The organism is Novosphingobium lindaniclasticum LE124 (assembly GCF_000445125.1).
In the GTDB taxonomy this organism is placed as follows: Bacteria; Pseudomonadota; Alphaproteobacteria; order Sphingomonadales; family Sphingomonadaceae; genus Novosphingobium; species Novosphingobium lindaniclasticum.
Window position 1 is genome coordinate 1 of record NZ_ATHL01000037.1, and the last position, 820, is coordinate 820.

2 protein-coding genes are annotated in these 820 nt (G+C 25.5%); both read left to right on the forward strand.

What is annotated here, in order from left to right:
• The coding region (locus L284_RS47170) for a penicillin-binding transpeptidase domain-containing protein (protein ID WP_263046386.1) at positions 1–239 on the forward strand (239 nt) is incomplete at its 5' end.
• The gene (gene blaI / locus L284_RS47175) at positions 229–609 is read left to right on the forward strand and encodes a penicillinase repressor BlaI (protein WP_001284653.1); all 381 of its coding nucleotides are present in this window, start codon (positions 229–231) and stop codon (positions 607–609) included. The genes L284_RS47170 and blaI, both read left to right, overlap by 11 nt.
• The last annotated feature ends 211 nt before the right edge of the window (positions 610–820 follow it).

The window sequence follows — 820 nt, forward strand, 5'->3', positions numbered from 1 at the left end:
ATCAATTATCTTCTTCATTATTGATTAAGAAAAATGAAAAGTATGAACTGTATGGGAAAACAGGTACAGGTATAGTAAACGGGAAGTATAATAATGGGTGGTTTGTAGGTTACGTAATTACAAATCATGATAAGTATTATTTTGCTACACATTTATCAGATGGAAACCCGTCTGGGAAAAATGCTGAATTAATCAGTGAAAAAATATTAAAAGAAATGGGTGTTTTAAATGGCCAATAAGCAAGTTGAAATATCTATGGCTGAATGGGATGTTATGAATATAATATGGGATAAAAAATCAGTATCAGCTAATGAAATTGTAGTTGAAATTCAAAAATATAAAGAAGTTAGCGATAAAACAATTAGAACATTAATCACAAGACTATATAAAAAAGAGATTATAAAACGATACAAATCAGAGAATATTTATTTTTACTCATCAAATATTAAAGAAGACGATATTAAAATGAAAACTGCTAAAACTTTTCTTAATAAACTGTATGGAGGGGACATGAAAAGTTTAGTGCTAAATTTTGCGAAAAATGAAGAATTAAATAACAAAGAAATTGAAGAATTGCGAGACATTTTAAATGATATTAGTAAAAAGTAATTAGAGATATGTTTCAAACATTATACATATGTAAACTATACTTGACTCTTATTAAATTAGTTTTGTTAATAACATTTAAAATATATTAGTAAAGATGAGAGTGTACATAAAATAACCATTTTCTGTACACTCTCTTTTTATATCTAGATATATAGCTAGTATACATATTTTAGTGTTCAATAACCCAACAGAAAATCTATGTTCATAAATA